19 protein-coding genes are annotated in these 19412 nt (G+C 67.6%); 1 reads left to right on the top strand and 18 read right to left on the bottom strand.

Annotated features, from left to right (window positions below):
- Nucleotides 1-2 precede the first annotated feature (2 nt).
- From AC13F7_RS00455 to AC13F7_RS00385, 15 genes are read right to left on the bottom strand one after another with little or no spacing between them, the layout of a single operon-like run.
- The gene (locus AC13F7_RS00455; RefSeq protein WP_482998909.1) at nt 3-1190 is read right to left on the bottom strand and encodes a beta-ketoacyl-[acyl-carrier-protein] synthase family protein; all 1188 of its coding nucleotides are present in this window, start codon (nt 1188-1190) and stop codon (nt 3-5) included.
- Entirely contained in the window at nt 1187-1738 is a 552-nt protein-coding gene (locus tag AC13F7_RS00450) for a DUF3261 domain-containing protein (RefSeq protein ID WP_481466925.1), read from the bottom strand. The genes AC13F7_RS00455 and AC13F7_RS00450 overlap by 4 nt, the downstream gene beginning before the upstream one ends.
- Nucleotides 1726-2967, bottom strand: a complete 1242-nt coding sequence (locus AC13F7_RS00445; RefSeq protein WP_482998908.1) for an NAD(P)/FAD-dependent oxidoreductase — start codon at nt 2965-2967, stop codon at nt 1726-1728. Before AC13F7_RS00445 ends, AC13F7_RS00450 begins: the two co-directional genes overlap by 13 nt.
- A 41-nt stretch (nt 2968-3008) precedes the next feature.
- Nucleotides 3009-5354 carry an MMPL family transporter gene (locus AC13F7_RS00440; protein ID WP_482998907.1) on the bottom strand — a complete coding sequence of 782 codons (2346 nt, stop codon included), beginning with the start codon at nt 5352-5354 and terminating at the stop codon, nt 3009-3011.
- Nucleotides 5347-5967 carry a LolA family protein gene (locus AC13F7_RS00435; protein WP_482998906.1) on the bottom strand — a complete coding sequence of 207 codons (621 nt, stop codon included), beginning with the start codon at nt 5965-5967 and terminating at the stop codon, nt 5347-5349. Before AC13F7_RS00435 ends, AC13F7_RS00440 begins: the two co-directional genes overlap by 8 nt.
- Nucleotides 5964-6386, bottom strand: a complete 423-nt coding sequence (locus AC13F7_RS00430) for an acyl-CoA thioesterase (RefSeq protein WP_482998905.1) — start codon at nt 6384-6386, stop codon at nt 5964-5966. The genes AC13F7_RS00435 and AC13F7_RS00430 overlap by 4 nt, the downstream gene beginning before the upstream one ends.
- Nucleotides 6373-7929 carry an HAL/PAL/TAL family ammonia-lyase gene (locus AC13F7_RS00425; protein WP_481466916.1) on the bottom strand — a complete coding sequence of 519 codons (1557 nt, stop codon included), beginning with the start codon at nt 7927-7929 and terminating at the stop codon, nt 6373-6375. Before AC13F7_RS00425 ends, AC13F7_RS00430 begins: the two co-directional genes overlap by 14 nt.
- Nucleotides 7919-8866: an LpxL/LpxP family acyltransferase gene (locus AC13F7_RS00420; protein WP_481466914.1), complete on the bottom strand. Its 948-nt coding sequence runs from the start codon at nt 8864-8866 to the stop codon at nt 7919-7921. The genes AC13F7_RS00425 and AC13F7_RS00420 overlap by 11 nt, the downstream gene beginning before the upstream one ends.
- Entirely contained in the window at nt 8863-9624 is a 762-nt protein-coding gene (locus tag AC13F7_RS00415) for a glycosyltransferase family 2 protein (RefSeq protein WP_481466912.1), read from the bottom strand. The genes AC13F7_RS00420 and AC13F7_RS00415 overlap by 4 nt, the downstream gene beginning before the upstream one ends.
- A gap of 16 nt (nt 9625-9640) precedes the next feature.
- Nucleotides 9641-11326, bottom strand: coding sequence for an ApeI family dehydratase (locus tag AC13F7_RS00410; protein WP_482998904.1), 1686 nt, complete (start codon nt 11324-11326; stop codon nt 9641-9643).
- Entirely contained in the window at nt 11319-11870 is a 552-nt protein-coding gene (locus AC13F7_RS00405; RefSeq protein ID WP_346472246.1) for a COG4648 family protein, read from the bottom strand. The genes AC13F7_RS00410 and AC13F7_RS00405 overlap by 8 nt, the downstream gene beginning before the upstream one ends.
- Before the next feature lie 22 nt (nt 11871-11892).
- Nucleotides 11893-12150 carry an acyl carrier protein gene (locus AC13F7_RS00400; RefSeq protein WP_019185496.1) on the bottom strand — a complete coding sequence of 86 codons (258 nt, stop codon included), beginning with the start codon at nt 12148-12150 and terminating at the stop codon, nt 11893-11895.
- A gap of 20 nt (nt 12151-12170) precedes the next feature.
- A complete protein-coding gene (locus AC13F7_RS00395) occupies nt 12171-12431 on the bottom strand; it encodes a phosphopantetheine-binding protein (protein ID WP_019185497.1) in 261 nt (86 codons plus the stop codon).
- Nucleotides 12418-13221: a lysophospholipid acyltransferase family protein gene (locus AC13F7_RS00390; protein WP_346472245.1), complete on the bottom strand. Its 804-nt coding sequence runs from the start codon at nt 13219-13221 to the stop codon at nt 12418-12420. The genes AC13F7_RS00395 and AC13F7_RS00390 overlap by 14 nt, the downstream gene beginning before the upstream one ends.
- Nucleotides 13214-13948: a beta-ketoacyl synthase chain length factor gene (locus AC13F7_RS00385; RefSeq protein WP_482998903.1), complete on the bottom strand. Its 735-nt coding sequence runs from the start codon at nt 13946-13948 to the stop codon at nt 13214-13216. The genes AC13F7_RS00390 and AC13F7_RS00385 overlap by 8 nt, the downstream gene beginning before the upstream one ends.
- 181 nt (nt 13949-14129) lie before the next feature.
- Here AC13F7_RS00385 and AC13F7_RS00380 point away from each other — a divergent pair, with 181 nt between their 5' ends.
- Nucleotides 14130-15152, top strand: a complete 1023-nt coding sequence (locus tag AC13F7_RS00380) for a chorismate transformation FkbO/Hyg5 family protein (RefSeq protein WP_482998902.1) — start codon at nt 14130-14132, stop codon at nt 15150-15152.
- 342 nt (nt 15153-15494) lie between these two features.
- Here the strand turns inward: AC13F7_RS00380 and cydB are convergent, their stop codons facing one another.
- The 3 genes from cydB to AC13F7_RS00365 form a co-directional block, all read right to left on the bottom strand.
- Nucleotides 15495-16508, bottom strand: coding sequence for a cytochrome d ubiquinol oxidase subunit II (cydB, locus tag AC13F7_RS00375; RefSeq protein ID WP_265308611.1), 1014 nt, complete (start codon nt 16506-16508; stop codon nt 15495-15497).
- A gap of 1 nt (nt 16509) precedes the next feature.
- Complete coding sequence (locus AC13F7_RS00370) at nt 16510-17907, bottom strand: cytochrome ubiquinol oxidase subunit I (protein WP_482998901.1); 1398 nt, start codon at nt 17905-17907, stop codon at nt 16510-16512.
- A 288-nt stretch (nt 17908-18195) separates the two neighbouring features.
- Nucleotides 18196-19410, bottom strand: coding sequence for an ABC transporter permease (locus AC13F7_RS00365; protein WP_482998900.1), 1215 nt, complete (start codon nt 19408-19410; stop codon nt 18196-18198).
- Nucleotides 19411-19412 lie beyond the last annotated feature (2 nt).

The raw sequence follows: 19412 nt of genomic DNA, 5'->3' as shown, positions 1-19412 counted from the left end.
GCTCATCCCTTGGCCAGTGCCAGCACGGCATTGCTGCCGCCGAAGGCGAACGAATGGCTGAGCACGTGCTGCAGCGGCTGCGCAGCGCGCGTCCCCGGGGCCACCAGCGTCAGCGCCGGCAAGGCGGCATCGGCCTGCCCGTCCCACCAGTGGGTGGGCAACTGCTGGTCCGGGTTGTCGGCCAGGGTCATCCAGCACAACGCCGCTTCGATCGCACCGGACGCACCCAGCGTGTGCCCGGTAAGCGGCTTGGTCGAGCTGGCCGGCACCTGCGTGCCGAGCACGGCGGCGACCGCCTGGCTTTCCATCGCATCGTTGTGGCCGGTGGCGGTGCCGTGCAGGTTCACGTAGTCGATCTGCGCGGCCGTCAGGCCGGCCCGGTCCAGCGCCTGCTGCATCGCATCGATTGCCCCGCGTGCCAGCGGATCCGGGGCGGACATGTGGTGCGCATCGGAGGATTCCCCCCAGCCGGAGAGCCGCACCGGTCCCGGCTCACGGGACATCAGGAACAGTGCCGCGCCCTCGCCGATGTTGATGCCGTTGCGGTTGACCGAGAACGGATTGCAGCGCGCCGCCGAGACCGACTCCAAGGCGCTGAACCCGGCCACGGTGAAACGGCACATCGAATCGGCCCCGCCAGCGACCACCGCATCGACCACGCCGGCCTGCAGCAGGCGCGCGGCCGACATCAGCGCCTTGGCGCTGGACGAGCACGCCGTGGAGATCGTCCACGCCGGGCCAGTGCTGCCGATCCGCTCGCGCACGAAGCGCGCGGCGGTGCCCATTTCCTGCTGGGCGTAATGGAAGCCGGCCGGCCACACATGATCGCGATGGTAGGTGCGCAGCGCGCTCTCCGATTCGCCGATGCCCGAGGTACTGGTGCCGATGATCACCGCCACGCGCGCGGCACCAAAGCGGCTCACGGCGGCATCGACCGCCGCGCGGATCTGGCCGAGCGCGGCCTCCAGCAGGCCGTTGTTGCGGCCACGCAGGGCCACCGGCAACGCAGACAGGTCCGGCAACGCGGCATGCACCTCGCCCAGTGCCAGCGTGCGCCCGGGGAGGATGGCGTCGTTGTCGCGCAGGCCACCAGGCTGCGCCGCGAACAGGCCGTCGCGCACCTGGGCACGGTCGGCACCCAGCGCGCAGATCACGCCCAGCTCGTTGAGATAGACCGCACTGCTGCTCACTCTTGGCCCTGCCCCATGTCCATCGATTCGATCACCAGTTCATAGCCCTCGGCCAGATTGCGCAGGCGCACGCGGCCATCGGGCAGCGTGTCGCGCACCAGCCAGGGCTTGCCGTCCTGCGCCAGGCTGCGCACGCCATCGGTCTCCTGCAGGGTCCAGCCGGCCGGCAGCGCAGCGCGGATGGCGGCCGCCGGCCACAGCGCGAACTGCAGGTCGTCCAGCACGCGCTCACCGCGTACCTGCGGCGGCAGCCACGGCGCGCGGGTCTGTTCCAGGTGCTGCCCGTCCCAGACCATGCGCACGCCGGTCTGGCCCATCGCCTGCACGGCCAGTCGCACCTGCTCGGCATCCACTTCCAGCAGCGCATCCAGCTCTCGCTGGTGGCTGCCGAAGCGGAACTGCAGGCGCTGCTGCAGCTGCACCGGTTGCGGCAATGCCGACGGCGCCAGCTGCAGTGTGGGCAGTTGCACCCGCGGTGTGGGCATGCGGGTGCTGGCACAGGCGGCCAGCAGCAGGCTCAGCAACAGGGTCAGGATCAGGCGCTGCACAGTTCCTCCAGCACCCGCAGGCGCCGGCCCGTGGCATCGGCGACATACGGATTCTTCGTATCCCAGGCATACCCGGCGAGGATGGAGGAGATCATGCGGCGCACCTCCGGCTGCGGATCAGGGTGGTAGATGATCTTCTGGAAGCCACCGGCATACCAGGCCTCGACGAAGCGGCGGAAGGTCTTCACACCGGCGCGCAGCGGCACCGAGAACTCCTGCTCCCAGTCCACCGTTTCACCGGCATGCTCGCGCGCCAGGCAGTCGCTGGCCAGCTGTGCGGACTTGAACGCGATGGTCACGCCCGAAGAGAACACCGGGTCCAGGAACTCGCCCGCGTTGCCGAGCAGCGCATAGCCTTCACCCCACAACGAGGACACGTTGGCCGAGTAACCGGTGATGGTGCGCACCGGCAGTACCGCCCATTCGGCGTTCCTGAGCAGGCGGGTCAGGTTCGGATCTTCACCGACGATGGCCTGCAGCTTCTCCAGATCGGTACCGGGGTAGCGCTCGAAGAAGCTCGGCTCGGCCACCACGCCCAGCGAGCAGCAGCCGTTTGAGAAGGGAATCGTCCAGTACCACACGTCCACGTGCTCGGGATGGGTGGTGATCAGGATCTTGTTGCGATCGAAGCCGGCACCGGGCGGAATGTGGTCGCGCACGTGGCAGAAGATCGCACCGCGCACCGGGAAGTTCGACGGCGACTCCAGCTTCAGCAGGCGCGGCAGCAGCCGGGCGAAACCGCTGGCGTCGAGGATGAAGCCGGCCTCGATGGTGTACTCGCTGCCATCCGGGCGGCGCACCTGCACCTGCGCCGGGCGGCCGGGCTGCACCGACAGCACTTCATCGCCGAAGCGCAACGTGGCGCCCATGCGCTCGGCGCCGCGCGCGAGCACGTCATCGAAGTCGGCGCGCTGCACCTGGTAGGTGGTGCCCCAGCCCGGTGAAAACTTGTCGCGGAAGTCGAACTCGGTGGTCGCTTCGCCACGCACGAACGCGGCACCGTTCTTGTACTGGAACCCTGCCTGCACCACATCCTGCAGCAGCCCGGCCGCCTCGATGTACTCCATGCTCTGCGGCAGCAGGCTCTCGCCGATCGAGAAGCGCGGGAACTGCTGGCGCTCCAGGATCAGCACCTGGCGGCCCTGTTGGCGCAGCATCGCAGCGGCCACGGAACCGGCCGGGCCGGCACCGATGACCAGGATTTCAGTACGTTCCACGTGCGGGTTCATCGGTACATCCTTGATCAGATCAGGTGAGGAAACGCGGTCGCTCAGTGCGGTGCGTCGTGCGGCGGGGGGCGGAACAGCGGCGAAATCAGCCAGACCAGGCCGATGCCGAACAACAGGGTCAAGCCGAACGCGCGCAGCGCCGGCGTGGCCGACAGCCCAAGCAGCCCGAACGACAGCCAGGTGCTGGCGGCGCCCACGCAGACCGCGAGCCAGGCACTGGCGTCGCCGCGATGTTCGATCAGGAAGATGCCGTAATCGATGCCCATGCCGAGCAGCAGCATGAGCGCAAGCACGTTGAACAGCTGCAGCGGCTGTCCGAACAGGCCCAGCAAGGCCAACGTCAGCGCACCGGCGACCAGGGTCGGGGCGAGCACACGCCATGCCTGCCCGCGATAGCGCCAGTACAGCACCGCGAACACCAGCGCGATGCCGATCAGCAGCAAGCCGCTCATCAATTTGCGGTAGTGCTTGAGCAGCTGCGAGAAATCGGCGGTACGGTCGACCCAGCGCACGCCATCGATGCCTTTGGCCTGCGCTTCGAGCAGGGTCAGTGCATCGGCGCGGGAGAGATCGTCGACCATCACCACCGAGGCCACGCCCTGCCCGACCGTGCCCAGCCACAGGTGGCGGAACGGCATCGCCGCGGGCGAGGCGAGGAAGGCCTCGGCCTGCAGGTCCTGCGCGGCATAGGCCGGGCGCAGCAGTGGCTCACCCACGGCTTCGCCGACCTGGGCCAGCACCTGCGGCTCGACCTTGGCCGTCAGCGCAGCATCGGCCTGCTGGCGCTTCTGCGATGGCAGCCAATCGCTGATCGCGCGGTAGCCGCCGATCTGCTTGTCTGCTTCCAGCACGCGCAGGCGGTCGATCAGCGCTTCTTCGCGCTCGAGCACCTGCTCGGCGGTGTCACCCTGCACCAGATAGAACTGCGCCGGGCTGGGCATGCCCAGCATCTGGCTGATGCGGATCTGCTGGGCGATCAGCTCCGGTGGCGACGACTGCAGGCTGCGCAGGTCATCGTTGGTCTGCAGGCGGGCGATGCCGATCGCCGAGAAGACGGTGACCACGCCGAGGAACACCGCCGCCTTGCGCCCATGCAGGCGCGGCCAGCGCTCCAGCGTGGCGCCGAGCCAGCGGGCGAAGCCGGTGCGGCGGATCTCGCCACCATCCAGCCACGGGAACCAGAAGATCACGGTCAGGAACGCAGCCGCCAGGCCGACCACCGAGAACAGCGCCATCTGGCGAAGCCCCGGGAACGGGGCCAGGCCGAGCGCGAGATACGCCAGCGCGCTGGTCAACAACGCCAGCCACAGGCCCGGCAGCAGATGCCGCAGCAGCTTCCAGCGGCGGTCGGCCGGCTCGGCCTGGCGCGAGGCGAACCAGTGGATGCCGTAGTCCTCGGCAACACCGACCAGTGACGCACCAAACACCAACGTGAGCACGTGCACCTTGCCGAACACCAGCACCGTCACCGCCAGCGCGACACCACAGCCGATCAGCAGCGAGGCGGCCACCAGCAGGATCGGGCGCAGCGAGCGGAATGCCAGCCACACCAGCAGCAGCACCGCGGCCAGCGAGCCCCAACCGATCGTGTTGATCTCCCAGTTGGCCTGCACCGCAGCGGCTTCGGCATGCAGCGGCACACCGGCGCGCAGCACCTCAAGACCGGGCGCCTGCTTGGCGGCGGCTTCGGCAGCGGTGTCCAGCAGCAGATCGATATGGCGCTCACCATCGAGCTGGAACGCCGAACCGACCGTGTCGTACTGCACGATCGACCAATGCTTGCCATCGGCCTCCAGCAAGCCGTCGTCGCCCATCTGCAGGCCCGAGCCCAGCGCGCGTTCCTGCCACCACTGCGGCCACAGCGAGAGCGGATCCTGCCGCCACTCGGTCAGGCGCGGTGCGCCCATCGGACCGTACAGCGCCGCCAGCGCGGACTCGGCCAGGCCCTGAGTGGGCTCATTCTGCAGTCGCTCGCGCTGTGCGCTGGTCAGCAGGCGGTCGCGATACGGTGCGTAGAACGCACGCGCCTGATCGAACCAGCCTTCGATCGAGCCGCTTTCCTGGAGCAGCGCCTTGCCGTCGACGCTGTCGCGCAGGGTGGCGCGGAAGGCCGCCTCGGCCGCCTTGGTCTGCGCGGCATCGGTACTGCCCAGCAGCACCACGATCTGGCGCGCGTTCGCATCGGCGATGCGCCGGGTGACATCGGACAACAGGCGGTCATGCGCGTCCTGCGGCAACAGCGCGAGGATGTCGGTGTCGATCCGCGATTCGCTCTTCCACAGCTGCCACTGCTGCACGCCGAGGCCGACCAGCACCAGCAGCCAAACGATGGCCAGCCAGCGCCAGATGCGCTGCAGGCGGCCGTTCGAGGTCAGCACGTCATTCAAACCTGCGACCCTCGTCGGTGCTCAGCGTGGCCGGCGTATCGCTCATGCCGGCAAAATGGATGCGGGTGACATCCTGGTTGGCCTCGTTGATCTGGACCTCGCGCACGTAACGGTCGCCGCTCAGGGTGAGCTGCGCGAACACTTTGCCGAGCATCGCCGAGCGCGGGGTCAGCTGCATTTTCCAGGCGTTGCCGGACAGCACCTCGACCTTGACCGTGAACTGCGCCGACAGCGCCTGCGCATCGCCACTCATCAGCGCGAACATGATCGCGTTGACCGAGCGCATCGCCGGTTGCTGACGGCCATCGAGTTCGACCCGACTGCTGCCATCGCTTTGCCGGCTGAGGATGCGGTCACGGGTGACCACCACCTCGGACGGGAACGGCTTGAGCGTGGTCCAGATCACCCCGTGGTCCTGGGCCAGCACGAAGCGGCCCTGCGAGCGCAGCGGGTTCTTGAAGCCGGCGACCTGCTTCTCCTGGGTGAACTCGCCACGCAGCACGTCGACCTTGGCCACGCGCTGTTTGACGGCCTCCACATCGGTGGCGGCAATCGCCGGGGCGACCACGGCCAGCATCACCAGCACGCACAGCGTGCGCAGGAAACGGTTCATTGCGGGTGCACTCCCAGACGCTCCCACAGCACCGGCGGGCACAGGTAGAGCATTTCATTGGTGGCCGCGTCGACCGCGACCTGGATGGTGTGGGCGCGGGTCAGCGTGGTACCGCTGTCCGCATCCAGGATTTCGTAGGCGATCTTCAGGCGGTTTTCCCATTCGGTGATGGTGGCGCGCACGCGCAGTGCCTGGCCGTACAACAACGGCCGGATGTACTTGACCCGCGCATCCACCACCGGCCACAGGTAGCCGGAATCGCGCATCTGCGGGTAGTCGTAATCATGACGCTGCAGCAGTGCGCAGCGCGCGATCTCGAAGTACTTGAAGTAATTGCCATGCCAGACGACTTCCATGGCGTCGCAGTCATGGAACGCCGGCGACAGCGTCACCTCGAAGCTCAGATCAGGCGTGGACATACAACTCCCAGCGCTGTGCGCGGATGTCATCCAGCAGGGCGCGCAGCTCGCCATCCAGCGCGCGGTCTTCCTCGATCAGGGCGATGCGCTCGGACAGGTCCTGGTACATCGCAGCCAGATCGCCATGCAGGGTCGCCTTCATGCCGACGCGCTCGCGCAGCGCCACGCCTTGGCGGGCCGTGATCAGCAGCGCCGCCACGACCTGTTCGGTCAGCTCGATCACGCGCAGGCAGTCGCGCGCGGCAATGGTGCCCATGCTGACCTTGTCCTGGTTGTGGCATTCGGTGGAACGCGAGAACACCGAGGCCGGCATGGTCTGCTTGAGCGCTTCGGCGGTCCAGGCCGAGACGCTGATCTGCAGCGCTTTCAAGCCATGGTTGATCGCCGCACGCTCACCGGTGGCCGCCGACAGATTGGCCGGCAGGCCGTGGTTGAAGCGCGCATCCACCACCAGCGCCATCTGCCGATCGAGCAGATCGGCCAGGTTGGCGATGGTGTTCTTCAGCGCATCCATCGCAAAGGCGATATGGCCGCCGTAGAAATGGCCGCCGTGCAGGATGCGCTCGCCCTCGACATCGATCAGCGGGTTGTCGTTGGCGCTGTTGAGTTCGGTTTCGATCAGCTGACGGAAGAACGGCAGTGCGTCCTGCACCACGCCGATCACGTGCGGCGCGCAGCGCAGCGAGTACCGGTCCTGCAGGCGCTGTTCGTTGCGCGGCGGACGATCGCTGTGCAGGTCCTGGCGCAGGCGCGCGGCGATCTGCGTCTGCCCCGGGTGCGGCTTGGCGGCGAACAGCATCTCATCGAAGTGGTGCGCGTTGCCGTCGCTGGCCAGCACGTTGAACGCGGTCAGGCGCGTGGCCAACTTGGTCAGGTAATCGGCACGGTCATAGGCGAGGCAGGCCAGCGCGGTCATTACGGCGGTGCCGTTCATGATCGCCAGGCCTTCCTTGGGGCGCAGCCGCAGCGGGGTCATGCCGATCTCGGCCAGCACCTCGGCGGCCGGGCGGCGCGCGCCCTGGTACATCACCTCGCGCTCGCCGCACAGCACCGCGGCCACGTAGGACAGCGGCGTCAGATCGCCACTGGCGCCGACCGACCCTTCGGCCGGGATCAGCGGCAGCACATCGTGGCGCAGCAGCGTGGCCAGGCCCTGCAGCAGCGGGTGGCTGACGCCGGACATGCCGCGCACCAGCGAGGCCAGGCGTGCGGCGATCACTGCGCGGGTCTCCTGTGGGTCCAGGAAACGGCCCAGGCCGCAGCCGTGGTAGGTGAACAGGTGGTGCGGCAGCTCGGCCACCAGCGCCGGCGGAATGTTCACCGTGCACGAATCGCCGTAGCCGGTGGTCACCCCGTAGATCACCCCGTCCTCGCGCAGCAGGCGGTCGAGGAAATCCGCGCCGCGCTGGATGCGCGCGGTGAACGCAGCATCGTCGGTGACGACGGCCTGGGCCTGGCGCTGCGACAGCGCGACCACGTCTTCGATGGTCAGCGGCGCATCGCCGAAGCAGATGGAGGGTGCCTGATCGGCCTTACTTGCCATGAGATGCCTGATCCCAGAAGGGGAAGAAATTGAACCAGTCCAAGGGTGCCTGGATGACCTGAACTTCCAGCCACCGGGCGAAATGTTCAGCCTGCGCGGTCAGCGCGGCGTCACGCGAGCCACGCGGCAATACGATGCGGTCGGTGAACTGCTCAAAGCGCACCTGGTAGCCACGGCCGTGGTGCAGGCAGGCCATGGTGTAGACCGGGCAGGCCAATGCCGCGGCCAGCACATAGGCGCCGATCGGGAACTGCGCGGTGTGGCCGAGGAACGAGGCCGGTACGGTGCGCCCGCCGCGCAGCGGCACGCGGTCGCCGACGATGGCCACGAAGCCACCCGCCTCGACCCGGCGCTGCAGCTCGACCGCGGTGGCCGGGCCCATGTCCGTCACCTGCAGCAGCTCCACCGAGGCCAGCGGATCGAGCCGCTGCATCAGGCGGTTGAAGCGCTGCGCGTGCGCGGTATGCACCAGCACGGTGATGTGGAAGCCAGGCACCTGCTCGGCCAGCACCTGGCACAACTCCAGGCAGCCGATATGTGCGGTGAGGATCAGGCCACCTTCGCGGCGCGCGATCTTGTCCAGCACCAGGTCGCGCTGCAGGTAGATGCGATCGGGCGGATAGCGACCGCCCAGGCCCAGCAGCTTGTCGAGCATGGTGTCGGCAAACAGCGCGAAATGCTTCAGGCTCTGCCAACGCCCCGGCGGCGCGGAAAAGACGCCGGTGTGCGCCTGCAGACGCTGCAGGTACTGCAGCGAGGATTCGCGCGCGACCCGGTTGGTCAGCCAGTGGCACAGCACCACCGGATACACGCACAGACGGAACGGCCAACGGCCGAACCAGCGGTGCACCCAGCATAGGAACAGTACGCCCGCGGCCGAGGTCGACTCGCCGATGTCGGCCCAATGCGGGGCACCCTCAGGTGCAGGCGTGGTCATGGGCGATGACCTGCGATGCGCTGCCACAGCAGTCGCGGTGCACGCCACAGCATCCCGAAGAACAGGCGCGCGTGCATGCGGCTGATGCGCACGTTGTCGCGCCACACATCGAAGTGCGAGACGCCATCGCTTGGATAGGTGACGGCGGTCGGCACATTGACCACGTGCACCCCGCGCCAGAACAGGCGCACCAGGATCTCGCTGTCGAAATCCATGCGCCGCCCGATGGTCTCCTCGCCGATCAGCCGCGTCACCGGCGCCAACGGGTACAGCCGGAAGCCGCACATCGAGTCGCGGATCTGCAGCGACAGCGTGTTGATCCAGACCCAGATATGCGTGGCATAGCGGCCGTACAGGCGCGCCTTGGGCACGCTGGCATCGTACGCGGGCGTGCCGCAGATCACCGCGTCCGGCTGCGCCTGCGACAACGCGACGAAGCGCGGGATGTCACCGGTGTTGTGCTGGCCGTCGGCATCGATCTGCAGCACATGGCTGTAGTCCAGACGCGCGGCCTCGGCGAAACCGGCCAGCATCGCGCCGCCCTTGCCCTGGTTGACCGCCAGCCGCAGCAGCGTCACCTGCGGCGCATGCGCGCGCGCCAGGGCATCGAGCACCTGCGCGCAGTCCAGGTGCGAGCCATCGTCGACCAGCAGGCAGGGCAGGCCACTGGCGAGGACGCCTTGCACCACCGCGCCGATCGCATGCGCATGGTCGTACACCGGGATCACCACCAAGGGGGCGAAGGCCGGCCTGCTCATGCCACTACCGGTGTCATCACGCATCGCCGAACACCACCCGTCCGCTGGCATGCACGCCATGGTCGGAGACGTAACGGAAGCTCATCGCCGATTTGGCCGCATCCCAACCCAGGCTCAGCTGCAGGCAGTCGCCGGGGCGCGCGACATGCTGGAATTTCAGCGCGTCCATCCGTACGAAGCGCGGCGGCATCGTGAACACGCTGCGTCCGTAGTGGATCGCCCAGTCCAGCTGGACCACGCCCGGCAGGATCTTCGCCTGCGGGAAGTGGCCATCGAACGCGACCAGGTCCGGGTCCAGCACGAACTGCAGCGACGCGGTGGTGCCATCGCGCTGCTGCCACTCGGCCGTGGGCATTGATGGACGGAACAGCGCGGCCAATGCCGCGGCGGTGACCTTGCCCTGGGCGTTGAAGGGCAGCTCGTCGATGAAGCGCCAGCGGCGCGGCCGGGTCACGGCGTCATGGCTGCGGGCCAGATGGGCGCTCAACTGCCGCGCCTGGCGGCGGCGCTCGGCGTCATCCCACTGCGCGGCGCCCGTCGCCTGCGGCACCACCACGGCGGCCAGCTGCTCGCGCGCGCCCGGCAGCACCAGCACGCGCACCTCCTGCACGGCCGGGTGCGCGCGCAGCTGCTGCTCCAGGGCATCCAGCGAGACGCGGCGCTCTTCGATCTTGACGATGCGGTCGGCCCGGCCGAGCAGGCGGAAGCTGTGGCCGTCGTCGGCCACGGCACGGTCCTGGGTCAGCCACCAGTCTTCGCTCGCCAGGTGCGGCGAGCGGACCGCCAGGCAACCCTCTTCGATCCGCCACGCCACGCCCGGCAGCGGATGCCACTGCGGCTGCGCTGCACTCCAGCGCCGCCACGCAACGCCGCCGGTCTCGCTGCTGCCGAACACTTCGGTCGGGGCCACGCCCATCAAGGCGCGCACCTGCAGCGCGGCCTCGGTCGGCAACGGGCCGCCAGAGGAGAACACCGCGCGCAGCTGCCCGCCCAGCGAGGACCAGTCCAGCTGCTCGGGCAGACGTTTGAGATGGGCCGGGGTGGCCACCAGCACCGAGGGCTGGCCGCCCAGCGCGCTCACCAGGTCTTCGTGGAAGAACCGGCGCGGCTGGATCGCGCGCCCGGCCACCAGCGGCCACAGCACCCGGAACAGCAGCCCATATATGTGTTGGTGCGAGACGGTGCCCTGCACCTGCGCGCCATCGAGCTGCTCGCCGAAGGCGGCCTGCAGCGCATCCACCTCGCGGGTCAGCTGGCGCATGCGTTTGACGATGGCGCTCGGCGCGCCGGTGCTGCCGGAGGTGAACACCACCAGCTCCAGGGCGGCCTCATCCAACGGCTGCAGGACCTGACCTGGGTCGGCCGCCGCATCGGGCTGCAACGGCGCATACCGGGCCGGCACGTCGCCGGCAAATCCGGCCACATGCGGGCTCAGCCCCTCCAGCGTGGCCGGCAGGTTGTCGCCGCCCAGGAACACGCGCTTGCCGGCATGCCAGGCACCCAGCAGGGCGGCGGCGAAGCTCAGCGTGTCATCGAAATACAGCGCCCAATCCGTGCCGGGCGCCCGCGCGAACGCCTGCTGCCAGCCCAGTACCTGCGTGCGGAACTGCGGGTGCTCCACCACGGTGTCGCCGGCGATGCCCACGATGCGGCCCGGGCGCGGCGCCAGCGCCAGCCGGTCCAGTGCGATCCACTCAGCCATGGGCATGCGCCGCCTTGACCCGTCGCCGGACCAGCCATTCCCCGCCAAACAGAGCACCCATCATCACGTACGCCAGCAATCCGTTGTAGAACGCCCAGACCTGGTTGGACGCCCACAGCGCCGTGGCCAGGGCCAGACTTCCGTTGAGAACAAAGAAACCGCACCAGATCCACGTGACGCGGCGGGTATAGATCACCGCAAACGGCGGCAGGTCCGGCTCGCTCAGCCGCGCCAGTCGCTCCACGGCACTCGGCCCGAAGCGAAGACTGGTGGCGAAGATGACCAGCATCACCGCGTTCACCAGCGCCGGGTACAGCTTCAGCGGCAGGGCCTGGTTGAAGGCCGTGGCCACCAGGGCGAGTACACCGGTGCCGAGTGCGGCCACCCACCACACCGGCTGGCGGGTGGTCAGCGCGCGCAGCGCGGCCAGGGTGAACAGCAGCAACGACAACCAGCGCGGCTCGAACCGGCCCAGCGACAGGTAGACCACCAGCGGGTATGCCAGCGACAGCAACGCAAACGCCGCGACGCGTACCCGGACCATGGTCAGTCTTCAGCGATGGCCGTCAGGCGGCCGCTTGACCGGGCAACAGCCCGTGCACCACATCCACGATGTCCTGCACGGTACGCACCTGCTTGAACGCTTCCGGCTGCAGATTGCGGCCGAGCAGCGGCTTGAGCTGCACGATCAGATCGACCGCGTCGATGCTGTCGATGTCCAGGTCGTCGTACAGCCGCGCGGCGGGCGTGATACGGCTCGGCTCGATCTCAAAGCTGTCCTTGAGGATCTTGACGATGCGCTCGAAAAGTTCGTTCTTGGTCATGGGTAAATCCTGACGCGCCGTTAGGACGGCTGGCGTGCGGCGACAAACTCGCTCAGGGCACGCACGCTGGAGAAATGGCGACGGGTCTCTTCCGAATCGGCTGACAGGCTGACACCGTACTTTTTCTGCAGGGCCAATCCAAGTTCCAGCGCGTCGATCGAATCCAGGCCCAGCCCCTCCACGAACAAGGGCGCCGCGGAATCGATGTCTTCGGGAGTGATGTCTTCCAGTGAAAGCGATGAAATGATCAATTCCTTGATCTCGTGCTCAAGTGCCTGCACGGGTCGGGTCTCCAGCGAAGTCGAAGTAATGGGCAAGATGATCGGTCACACGCCTGGCCGCCAAGGCATCCCCCCTGGGCGCATCGCCGGTCTCGTTCAGAAACGGGGCAATCGGGAGATCCTCCCCGACTTCCAGCTGAACGTGAAATCGCCGTGATGGCACACGATACCATTTCTGGCCCTTGGTCAGGGTCAGCGGCGTGCAGGTGATCCGCACCGGGGTGATGTCCAGCCGGCCCCGCACCGCGATATTGGCCGCCCCGCGCTGCAGCCGCAGCGGCTGGCCCGGCACGGTGCGCGTGCCCTCCGGGAAGATCACCAGGTTGCCGCCGGCCTGGACAGCGGCGATGCAGTCATCCACCAGCCCCGCCCCGTCGTCATTGGAAACGTAGCCGGCGGCCCGGACCGGGCCGCGCATGAATGGGTTGCGGGCCACGGCCTGCTTGACCACGCAATCGGCATTGGGCAGCTGGGCGATCAGCAGCACCACGTCGATCAGGGTCGGGTGATTGGCCAGGATCAGCAGGCCGTTGCGCTGCAGGCGCTCGCCCCCGCGGATCTCATAGGTCATCAGCCCCAGCCGGTGCATCAGGCCGACGTGGGTGGCGAAACCAGCCTGCACCAGCCGCCGGGCCATCACGCGCCGGCGTACCGGATCGCGGATCAGCAGCAGCGACAGGAACAGCAGCCCGCCCAGCACCAGCCCACCGACCCCGAAGGCGGCAAAGCTCAGCCCCGTGCCCAGCACCCGCCAGGCATGGTTGATCCGGGCCGGCCAGCGCTCAGCCATGGCGCTGCCAGGTCCAGCGTTGGCCATCGGCATCCAGCCCCAGCGAAGGCGTGCCGGCCAGCAGGAAGCGCAGGGCCTCCAGGCCATGCGGCAGCCCTTGGGAAGGGCGGTCCCTGTCACTTGCGCCCCAGCCCAGCGACAGCCTCGTGCCCGGCCGATCCGCCGGGCCCAATCGCCAGCACCAGGCGAAGAACGGGTCGGGCTCGTCGGCGAAACCGGCATAGATCGGCGGCAAGGGGGATTCGTAGACGACCAGCCGCACCTCCGGCGCTCCATCGGCCAGCAGCCCGAAGGCCTCGACACAGGCGGTTTCGACCGTGGCACGGCCGGCCGCGAGGGCCAGATAGTTGCCTCGATGCCCGCGGGCAATCGAATAGAGCGCCGCGATCGCGTTGTGCACCGACAGGCCGAAGCCGGTCGGCGACATCGGCTGGTCCGCGCTCAGGGTGTTGAGCAGTTCCATCGAGCGCGCCACGTCGCCATGGCGCGAGGCGAACACCAGTGGCACCTGGCCGCCGTCGTCAGGCTGCTCGCACCAGCAGGCAGTCTGGATCGCCATGCGGCCCAGCCGCTCGATCCGGCGGCGCTGCATGGCCGGCACTTCGGCCAATGCCGGGGTGTCCTCACCGGTCGGCAGCCAGGGAGCGTTCGCCCACGCCTGCCACTGTTCCCGGGTGGTGATGCCCGGCGCCCAGGCCGACCAATCCAATACTGAAAACTCGATCATTCACGCCAACATGATGGATGGGTACCAGGACGGACACGCGCCATGAGGGCAACGCGGAGCGGCTCCCCCATGCCAGCCGGCCCGCGCCTGTCGTCGACAGCGTCCAGCACGGGACGCGGTGCCGGGAAAGGTGCGCACGCTATCATGACATTCTCGGCACTGGCAGCATTCACATTCTGAAATGAGCAACACGATCAACACCGCAGCGGCACCGGCAGTCGCTTCCCCGTCCTCCGGACCTGCGTTGTTCCGTGTCGCCTACGCCCCGGCGGCGGACCGCGATGCCGCGCTGGCCGACCCCTGCACGCTGGCGGTGTTCGGATTCGGCCTGCCTCACGTCGCGCTGGACGACCCACGCTGGCTGCAGGTGCCGCTGGCCGAACAGGGCCCGGCACAGATCGAGGTCTGGTGCGCCGGCACCCCGGTCGAGCACGGGATTACCGATGGGGTGCGCTGGTCCCATACCGATAACGTGCTGTTCGGGGTGCTGGAGATCGATGAGGTCGACAGCGATATCGAGTCGGCCGCCGCCGAGGCTTACGCGCGGATGAGCGCGTTCCTCTCGCGCTGCGGTTATCCGCACCTGCTGCGGACCTGGAACTATCTGGACGCGGTGACCGAGGGCGAGGGCGATGATGAGCGCTATCGACGTTTCTGCGTGGGCCGCGTGCGGGGCCTGCGGGAGCTGGATGAGGCCGCGTTGCCGGCGGCAACCTGCATCGGTCGTTTTGACGGTGAGCGCCGGCTGCAGGTGTATTGGCTGGCAGCGCGCGAGCCGGGCCAGCCGCTGGAGAATCCGCGCCAGGTGAGTGCGTTCCGCTATCCACGCCAGTACGGGCCGCAGTCGCCGAGTTTCTCGCGGGCGCTGCTGCCGCCGTTGGCGACGGGCCTGCCGTTGTTGCAGTCCGGGACGGCGGCGATCGTGGGGCATGTGTCGCAGCACACGGGGGCGGTGGATGAGCAGTTGCGCGAGACGCTGCGGAATCTGCAGAGTCTGGTGGATACGGCGCGCGGTCAGCGGCCGTCGCTGTCACCGGTGCTGGGGTCGACGTCGGTGCTGAAGGTGTATGTGCGTCGGGCGGAGGATTTGGCGGCAGTGGCGGCGCAGATGGCGGCGCTGCCGACGGCACCGCCGTTCGTGGTGTTGCATGCGGAGGTGTGCCGGGCGGAGTTGCTGGTCGAGATCGAGGGGCTGCACGGCTGAGTCAACAGCCTTGGTTTGCAGGCTCCGACTGGCCAGGGTCGGCGTGGGTGAGGCGTCGGGACCCGCTGCAAGTACGTCCCTGTAAGCTCATGTGTTGCCATCCATGGCAACACATGGTCCCGCCACCCCACCCACACCGCCCCTTCGACAGTTGCCTGGTGCGCATGGGAGAGATCAACAGCAGGTCGAATCGGCCGCCTGACGTTTCTTCTTGATCAATCAAGCAGCTTTCATGCTGGGGTAGAGCCGACCGTTGGTCGGCTGCTCTTGACCCGTTTTATGCGGTTGACTCTTCCCACCGCCCTCGCACACCCGGAACCGGGAATAGCCACCGTGCTTTACTCAGTGATACCCCACATCCGCCCGCACCTTCCCGCGGAACACCCGGTACGACCACGCCGTATAGCCCAGGATCACCGGCAGCAGGATCACCAGCCCGACCAGACTGAAACTCAGCGACGAGGCCGGCGCGGCGGCCTGCCACAACGTCATGCTCGGCGGCAGCAGGTACGGCCACATGCCCAGCACCAGGCCGATGAAGCCAAGGATGAACAGCGCCAGCGTCAACAGGAACGGCGGCAGGTCGCGCTTGGGGTGCATCGCGCTGCGCCATAGCGCCGTGGCGACCGCCAACGTCAGCAACGGCACCGGCGACAGCCACCAGAAATTGCCATCGCTGAACCAGCGCGCCATCAGACGCGAATCCAGGAACGGCAACCACGCACTCACCAAGCCCATGAACACGATCACCGCCACCACCAGTGGGCGGGTCAAGGTGCGTGCGAACGTCTGCTCGCGGCCTTCGGTCTTGAGGATCAGCCACGTGCTGCCCAGCAGTGCGTAGCCGAACACCACCGCTGCACCGGTCAGCATCGAGAACGGGCTGAACCAGCTGAACGCGCCGCCCACGTAGCGGCCATCCACCACCTGCAGGCCCTGCACGAGTGCGCCGAGGATCACGCCCTGCGCGAAGGCGGCCAGCAGCGAGCCCAGCCCGAACGCCACGCTCCACAGCCTGCGCGAGCGGTGCGCCTTGAAGCGGAACTCGAAGGCGACGCCGCGGAACACCAGCGCGACCACCAGCAACAGCACCGGCAGGTACAGCGCCGACAGCAACGCGGCGTAGGCCTTCGGGAACGCGGCCATCAGACCGGCCCCGCCCAGCACCAGCCAGGTTTCGTTGCCGTCCCAGATCGGGGCGGCGGTGTTCATCATGATGTCCAGCTGTTCTTCATCCTCGGCCATTGGCGCCAGGATGCCGATGCCGAGCACGAAGCCATCCAGCACCACGTACATCAGCACACCAAAGCCAATCACCGCGAACCATGCCACCGGCAGCCAGGTCGTCATCTCCATCTCAGCGCTCCTCCAGCGGTTCATCGGCCCCGGACAGCGGCCGCGCCGGGGTGTGGCTGCCGGCATCCAGCTTCGGCGCCGGCGCATGCGGCTTGGGACCGGTGCGGATGATCTTCACCAGGTACCAGACGCCCCAACCGAACACGAATGCATAGCCGACGATGTACACGCCCAGCGACAACGCCGTCATCCACGCACTCTGTGGGCCGACGGCATCGGCCGTACGCAGCACGCCATACACCACCCACGGTTGCCTGCCCATCTCGGTCACGAACCACCCGGAGATCAGCGCGATGAAGCCGCTCGGCAGCATCCAGTTCCAGCCGCGGATCAACCAGCGTGACTGCAACAACTTGCCGCGCCACCACTGGAACGCCGACACCCAGGCCAGCAGCAGCATCAGCGTGCCCAGCCCGACCATCACCCGGAACGCGAAGAACACCGGCACCACCGGCGGGCGATCACTGGCAGGCACCGAGGTGAGCGGATCGAAGGTGCCGTCCAACGAATGAGTGAGGATCAGGCTGCCCAAGCGCGGGATCGCGATTTCGTAGTCGTTGCGCTCGGCCTTTTCGTTGGGCACCGCGAACACCACCAGCGGGACACCCTTGCCCTCGCCTTCGGAATGCCAATGCGCTTCCATCGCCGCGATCTTCATCGGCTGGTGCTTGAGGGTATTCAGGCCATGCATGTCGCCGACGAAGATCTGTACCGGCACCGTCAGCGCGGCGAAGCCCACCGCCGCCAGCAGCATCTTGCGGCCAGCTTCGCGGTGCACATCCTTGCGCAGGTACCACGCGCCCACGCCGCCAATCACGAAGCATGTGGTGATGAACGAGCCCAGCGCCATGTGCGCCAAGCGGTAAGGGAAGGACGGGTTGAAGACGATCTGCCACCAGCTGTCCGGATGCACGATGCCATCGACGATCGTGTAACCGGCCGGCGTCTGCAGCCAGCTGTTGGAGGACAGGATCCAGAACGTGGAGACCAGCGTGCCCAGCGCCACCATGCAGGTGGAGAAGAAATGCAGGCGCGGCGAGACCTTGCCCCAGCCGAACATCATCACGCCCAGGAAGCTGGCTTCCAGGAAGAACGCGGTGAGCACCTCATAGGTCAGCAGCGGGCCGATCACCGTGCCAGCCACCTCGCTCAGCCGGGGCCAGTTGGTGCCGAACTGGAAGGCCATGACGATGCCGCTCACCACGCCCATGCCGAAGGAGACCGCGAAGATCTTCTGCCAGAAGAAATACAGCTCGCGCCAGACGGGATTGCCGGTACGCAGCCAGCGCGATTCGACAAAGGCCAGCCAGCTGGCGGTACCGATCGTGAAGGCCGGGAACAGCACGTGGAAACTGATGACGAACCCGAACTGGATCCGGGACAACAACAACGCGTCCAAGAGACGCCTCCGACTGGCTTCTGAAATCCGCACCAGTCTGGGCCTGTATATGTGAAAGGCACATGCGACCCGGTGACGCGCTGCTTCACTTTGTCGCAGGCGGCGGCCGGGTTCAGGGTTGGTCGGTGGTCCACCTCTCCAACGGTGCCTGCCAAGTGGATTGCCGACACCCCCTCAACGCCAAGAAAGCCTGCTGACCGCCAGCGATGATGCGGGTCTTCCGGGGCCCATCCTCCTCGGCGCCCAGTGCCTCGACCGGCCCGGCAGGGCTTGCTCGCCCCGAGGTGATCATCGCGCGCGCAGCAACTCCAAGGGCTCCTGTCGTGCAGCCCGCAGTGAGGGCTGCAGGCAGGCCAGCACGTTGGTTACCATGACGACGGACACTGCAACGGCTGCGGTGCCCGCACCCCAGCTGGAGAGTGCCTCCAAGCGGGACAAATGCGTGATGGCCGCTGCAAGGGCAAGGCCAAGAAGCGCACCGGGCGCGGACAGCAACAGGTTCTCCACCAGGAAGTAGGAGAGGATGTCGCGCTGCCGGGCACCTAGTGCACGGCGAATGCCGATGGCGCGGCGACGCCGGTTTACCCAGGATCCGACCATGCCGGAAACCCCCACCATCATGATCACCAGTACAAGCACGGTCATCGAACCCAGCAGCCGGGCCTTGAACGTATCGGCCCGCAGGAACTCATCACGATACTCCGCCAGCGAACGCGCCTTCTCCGGGTCCAGCATCCGGTATGCCTCAAGGCCATACAGGCCCTCGATCGCACCATCGACGACCTGCCGGCCCAGCCCTGGCTGGGCGTGCATGGCAAAATAGCGCTGATTTCCCCCCGGATAGCCTGGCTGGACGGCCCACTGGGTGTCGACTTCGCTCCCCATGGGCGAAGGCCCCGCCACGGCGTCGAACACACCGATCACAGTACGCACATCATCCGGACCGAGGTAAACCTGACGGCCCACGGCCGGCTCGTCGGCATATAGAGCGCGGGCAAGCGCCTGGCTCAACAGAATCACACGAGCGCCCGTGGCAACCTCCGCAGGATCCGCGTCCCGCCCCTGCAGCACGGGGATACCCATCGAGGACAGCCAGCGCTCGGTCGCGGTGATGACGGGGGGCTGCTGGCAGCCCTTCACCTCGATGGAGCCCGCAGAAATGGCGTCTTCCATGGCTTTTGCGCTGCTGCACAGGCCAAACCGCCGGGATCGCCCGCCGAACGGGATCGCATCGGCCGCCGCGGCGGCGTGGACTCCCGCCAACCTTGAGAGGAGCGCGAGGTCTTCGCGGATTGTCTCCGGCGAAGCCTGTTTGCCCACGGGGTCGGCGGCATGCACGATCCAGATGCGCTCCGCATCGCTACTTAAGCGTGCGCCCAATCGGGATTGACTATCCCTGATCACGGAGAGGGACAGAATACACACCGCGCAAGCCAGCGCGGCTTGCGTAGTCAGCAGCAGCGCGCCGGGAAGATAGTGGCGCAATGCCTTGAGGATCAACATGA

Source organism: Stenotrophomonas sp. K-6 (assembly GCF_056861555.1).
This window is presented reverse-complemented; position numbering and strand designations above follow the sequence as displayed.

Excerpts from the sequence above, each read along its gene's own strand:
- AC13F7_RS00445 (WP_482998908.1), bottom strand. The coding sequence starts at position 2,967 with ATGAACCCGCACGTGGAACGTACTGAAATCCTGGTCATCGGTGCCGGC.
- AC13F7_RS00435 (WP_482998906.1), bottom strand. The coding sequence starts at position 5,967 with ATGAACCGTTTCCTGCGCACGCTGTGCGTGCTGGTGATGCTGGCCGTG.
- AC13F7_RS00430 (WP_482998905.1), bottom strand. The coding sequence starts at position 6,386 with ATGTCCACGCCTGATCTGAGCTTCGAGGTGACGCTGTCGCCGGCGTTC.
- AC13F7_RS00425 (WP_481466916.1), bottom strand. The coding sequence starts at position 7,929 with ATGGCAAGTAAGGCCGATCAGGCACCCTCCATCTGCTTCGGCGATGCG.
- AC13F7_RS00420 (WP_481466914.1), bottom strand. The coding sequence starts at position 8,866 with ATGACCACGCCTGCACCTGAGGGTGCCCCGCATTGGGCCGACATCGGC.
- AC13F7_RS00415 (WP_481466912.1), bottom strand. The coding sequence starts at position 9,624 with ATGAGCAGGCCGGCCTTCGCCCCCTTGGTGGTGATCCCGGTGTACGAC.
- AC13F7_RS00410 (WP_482998904.1), bottom strand. The coding sequence starts at position 11,326 with ATGGCTGAGTGGATCGCACTGGACCGGCTGGCGCTGGCGCCGCGCCCG.
- AC13F7_RS00405 (WP_346472246.1), bottom strand. The coding sequence starts at position 11,870 with ATGGTCCGGGTACGCGTCGCGGCGTTTGCGTTGCTGTCGCTGGCATAC.
- AC13F7_RS00400 (WP_019185496.1), bottom strand. The coding sequence starts at position 12,150 with ATGACCAAGAACGAACTTTTCGAGCGCATCGTCAAGATCCTCAAGGAC.
- AC13F7_RS00390 (WP_346472245.1), bottom strand. The coding sequence starts at position 13,221 with ATGGCTGAGCGCTGGCCGGCCCGGATCAACCATGCCTGGCGGGTGCTG.
- AC13F7_RS00385 (WP_482998903.1), bottom strand. The coding sequence starts at position 13,948 with ATGATCGAGTTTTCAGTATTGGATTGGTCGGCCTGGGCGCCGGGCATC.
- AC13F7_RS00380 (WP_482998902.1), top strand. The coding sequence starts at position 14,130 with ATGAGCAACACGATCAACACCGCAGCGGCACCGGCAGTCGCTTCCCCG.
- cydB (WP_265308611.1), bottom strand. The coding sequence starts at position 16,508 with ATGGAGATGACGACCTGGCTGCCGGTGGCATGGTTCGCGGTGATTGGC.
- AC13F7_RS00365 (WP_482998900.1), bottom strand. The coding sequence starts at position 19,410 with ATGTTGATCCTCAAGGCATTGCGCCACTATCTTCCCGGCGCGCTGCTG.